This window comes from Rubellimicrobium rubrum (assembly GCF_006152115.1).
GTDB lineage: Bacteria > Pseudomonadota > Alphaproteobacteria > Rhodobacterales > Rhodobacteraceae > Rubellimicrobium > Rubellimicrobium rubrum.
Window position 1 is genome coordinate 1 of record NZ_VDFU01000077.1, and the last position, 3,553, is coordinate 3,553.

3 protein-coding genes and 1 pseudogene are annotated in these 3,553 nt (G+C 65.3%); all 4 read left to right on the top strand.

The genetic code is table 11. The features are described from left to right. The first annotated feature begins 208 nt into the window (after positions 1-208). Positions 209-406 carry a hypothetical protein gene (locus tag FHG66_RS21190; RefSeq protein WP_139079130.1) on the top strand — a complete coding sequence of 66 codons (198 nt, stop codon included), beginning with the start codon at positions 209-211 and terminating at the stop codon, positions 404-406. A 1,846-nt stretch (positions 407-2,252) separates the two neighbouring features. After that, on the top strand, positions 2,253-2,582 hold the full coding sequence (locus tag FHG66_RS21205) for a hypothetical protein (protein WP_139079133.1): 330 nt from the start codon (positions 2,253-2,255) through the stop codon (positions 2,580-2,582). Positions 2,583-2,921: 339 nt separating this feature from the next. Beyond that, a complete protein-coding gene (locus FHG66_RS21210) occupies positions 2,922-3,395 on the top strand; it encodes a response regulator (protein WP_139079134.1) in 474 nt (157 codons plus the stop codon). Positions 3,396-3,436: 41 nt separating this feature from the next. Then, positions 3,437-3,553 (top strand): annotated as a pseudogene (locus FHG66_RS22540) (transposase); the annotation flags it as partial.

Below are 3,553 nucleotides of genomic sequence, written 5' to 3' on the forward strand. Positions count from 1 at the left end.
GCCGCTTGCCCAGTGTCAAACCGACCTGCTCCGCCCGCCAGGCTTGCCTTATCGTTGCTGGAGTCTTCCCATGGACTGGTGACAGCTCCGGTGTCGCAAGATCTCAGCAACCATGAGTTCCGTTTCCCCGGAACCGATCACCCGCCCTCAGCACTTCCTTGGGTAGACCGCCAGGAGAGGCACAAGCGGCAAGCACAGGAGCAGCAGGGTGACAGGGGAGCACTTCGTTCCAGAGCACGTGTATGATCGGCTCGCCCTCGAGCTCGAGGTGCTTGCGGTTCACCTGGCCGTCCCCGGTAGTCCTGACCCTGAGACCTGGGCCATCGAGCTCCTCAGCCTGGCCAACATCTGGCCCGACAGTGTGACACCCACTCTCGATTGCGCCCCGAACATCGTCACGGCCTGATCGGAGCCCCATGCCCGCCCAACGCGTACGGTTAAATTCTTTAAAGCTCGAGCACTCACATTCCCCGTGCCCTACTCGAACAGGTCACCCAGGGCACGGCACCGGACCACCTTGCGCCACCGTCGCCTGCGGTGCTCGCCTGCGTCGTGAAGCATTTGACAGCGCTGGCAAAGAGCTGCGAGGAGTTGTTGCTGGGGACATGGTGCAGATGCGCGCTGGCCAGCACCTCACGGGTGACAGGACCATGCAGGGCAGGGGAGGGGCCCAGCCAGACTGAGCTGATCGACTTCTGAGATCTGTGATGGCAGGCGACCTGCGCACCTGCTTGCCCCGATCGTCAAGCCAGACACGCCGCTCGGTGTGCAACCAGGGGCCGTCGCCCAAGTGCGGGTGACGCCCTGCCCGAGGGGCCAGCCGCGGCGCTCGTAGCAGCCCCCGAGCCTATTGTCTCCCGGTTCCGCCCTCCAGGGCCGTTACGCACCACCGCGCTCTTCTGCTCCGGAGCGTGCGACCTTTGTCGCACTCCCCCGCCGTCCCCCGCGCTCTAGCCTGTTGTCATGCGCGACCACTCGGCTTCTCAGGCCGAGGCCAGAGCCAGCGACATACATCCCGCCTGAGGGAGACGTCACCGGCCCGAGCCAAACTGAGGCGCCGGAGGACCCCCGGGCATGCCCGGGGGCCTTCTGTGCTGGAACAGAGTGATCGGGAAGTGGGGGCGTCGCAGCCGTCGTGCCCCCGGTACGGCATGGAACCGGGCTGGCACCTTCACCGCCGCCCGGCTAGCTACTTGAGGGCACGAGAACCCGTCGTAGACGCCCTCTCGGTATCTAGTATGGAGACCTTCGCCTCGGAAACGGAAAGACGCAGGCTGACGGATCGTGCCGACACAACCCAGCAGCCCACGTCAGGGTTGCATTCGCTACGTCACAGCTTGCGCCCGGTCAGGACTGCTTCGCGATGGCGCGGCCGAGCTGGCCTGCCACGCCACTCTTCCCCATATTCAGCTTGCACGTGCCGCAATGATGCCACGGGTACCGCCTAGGCGGCTCTGCAACCGTGGCCCACAAGGCGCGTCCGGTCATGGCTAGGCCGCGTAGGTTTGTCGTGACCCCACGCGGCCGACGATCTGCCACGTGACATGGTTGACGCCGGTGGGGGCTCCAGTAGCGTCCGACCCATGAGTCTTGGTCGCATTCCCATCCCAGATCATCCCGCCCTGGGTTCCTCTGCGTTCTGCGGACGAGAGGCCAGCGTCACACCTTACCATACAACGCCCACCTCGCCCGTTGAGTACAGCCTCGGCTGCTGGATGGAGCCCCGAGCCCCTTCTCCCATAACCCTCACTGGGACGACTGCTGAGGGCCAGCGACGCTTTGGCTGCCGCTTGAGCGGGCAGCGGAGCAGTGGAGTAGAAGGCCATGGCATCGATTTCCGCCCGGCTCAGTTCCGGGTGGAAATCGACATGGCCGTCCCATCGCCAGCATTGCCGCCCGCTTCCGGGTGAGCACCAGGAATGTCCGGCGGGTCTAGTGCGGCATGTCGGCCACATGACCCGCCATTGAGGAGCTTACGAGCTCGTCTTCCTTGTTGGCGGCTCGCCACGAAAAGGACACATAGGATGAACGTTCTGCGGAGAGGGGATTCACCGGAGGAGGTCGACATTCTGATCTGTCAGTTGGTCGTGGCAGCCGTGATCGGCATAATGGCGGGGGTAGGCGTCTGGCTTATGGAAGGTGGAGCTGGGGCTGCCTTCGGGACCTACGCCTTGACCGTGTTCTCCGGGCTGGCCGGCAGTGTCTATGCCTCGCTCCTTGGCCCGTCTGCTCAAGACGCCTGAGACGCAGGGGTGCAAGGCGAGACCGGATGTGACGACGGCCGATCTGACGAGGTCACGCGTGTTCTCGACACGCTGACGCTCCTGATCCAAGTGAAGCAGACGCTGAGCCAACGAATGCAGGCTTTGGAGGGCGATACTCGACCGGACGGGGCCCATCTCTCGCACCTACAAGAGACCGCCCACACCTGCGGCAATCAGGCTGACGCTTTGCTGGTGAGGCTGGCTGCCCTGAGGACCTCGCCGCCCCTGGTGCGAATGGCCGAAGGGCTGTTCGACTACTTCCGCGACACCGAGGAGATGGCAGAACTCCTACTGGAGCTGAGCTGCGAGCCAGACTGAGGGAGGGCCCACGCCGTGCGGCTGTCTTCCGGGAAAAAGGGCACTCCGGGGAAAGCCCTTCTTCTCCTCCCCATCGGACTGAGCCGGTTCGGCCGTGCCTGCAGGTCTTCTAGTCACGGCTGCTTGGGCTGCTTGCGAGGGTCCACAGCCGCAGCCTACGGCAGGTCGCCTCAGCGGGACAGAGGAGCCAGGCGCCACCTCTGCTCACATCGCCGGCACAGCGGCCGGCAAGGCGCGCCGTCGGGTCCGTGACCTCAAGCACACAGACCAAGTTTGTGACGGAACAGGGCGCCTGGTGAGCCGTTCACGGCCACCACTGCATGAGCCCGGAGACCACCGATGACGACAAACACCCACGACCGGCTCAGAGGGCAGCGCGTCCTCGTGGTGGAAGACGAATCCCGTCTGGCCAAGGGGCTCTGCGCGGTGCTGCGCGTTCACGGAGCCCAGATCCTGGGCCCGGTGTCCAGCCTGGCGCAGGCCAGCCGGTGGCTGGCCGAAGCCATAGATCTGGAGGCGCAGGACCGCTGGCCCGACATGGTGCTCCTGGGTGGTCGCTTGGGGCAGGAGAGGGTTCTTCCGCTCGCGGACGCTTTGAGCCTCCTCGGCATACCCTTTCTGTTTGCCTCGCGGGACTCAGACCGCCTACCGCAAGGCGATGTGGGCGAGCCCCGTTGCGAGCAGCCACCAGACAGCCAATTCATTCTGCAGAGGCTAGCTGGCTTAGTTCCGGCGGATCGCGGGCGCCCGGACGAAGCGGCCTACGGGAGCACTGGTCGGCTGGTCCTGACCCCGAAACCTGCTCCGGTCTGACGGCCGTTCTTCGGGCCCTCTGAACTCTGAGGAGGAGTGCCATGACGCGGAAGCGCACCAGTGACGAGCGGATCGCCTTTGCCCTGCGGGCCAAGCGGAGTCCGGGACGGCGGTGGACGAGATCTGCCGCAAGCTGGGGATCTCGGAGCCGACCTGTC

What these genes read in the sequence shown, in the direction of transcription:
- FHG66_RS21210 (WP_139079134.1), top strand. Translation starts at nt 2,922, where the DNA reads ATGACGACAAACACCCACGACCGGCTCAGAGGGCAGCGCGTCCTCGTG.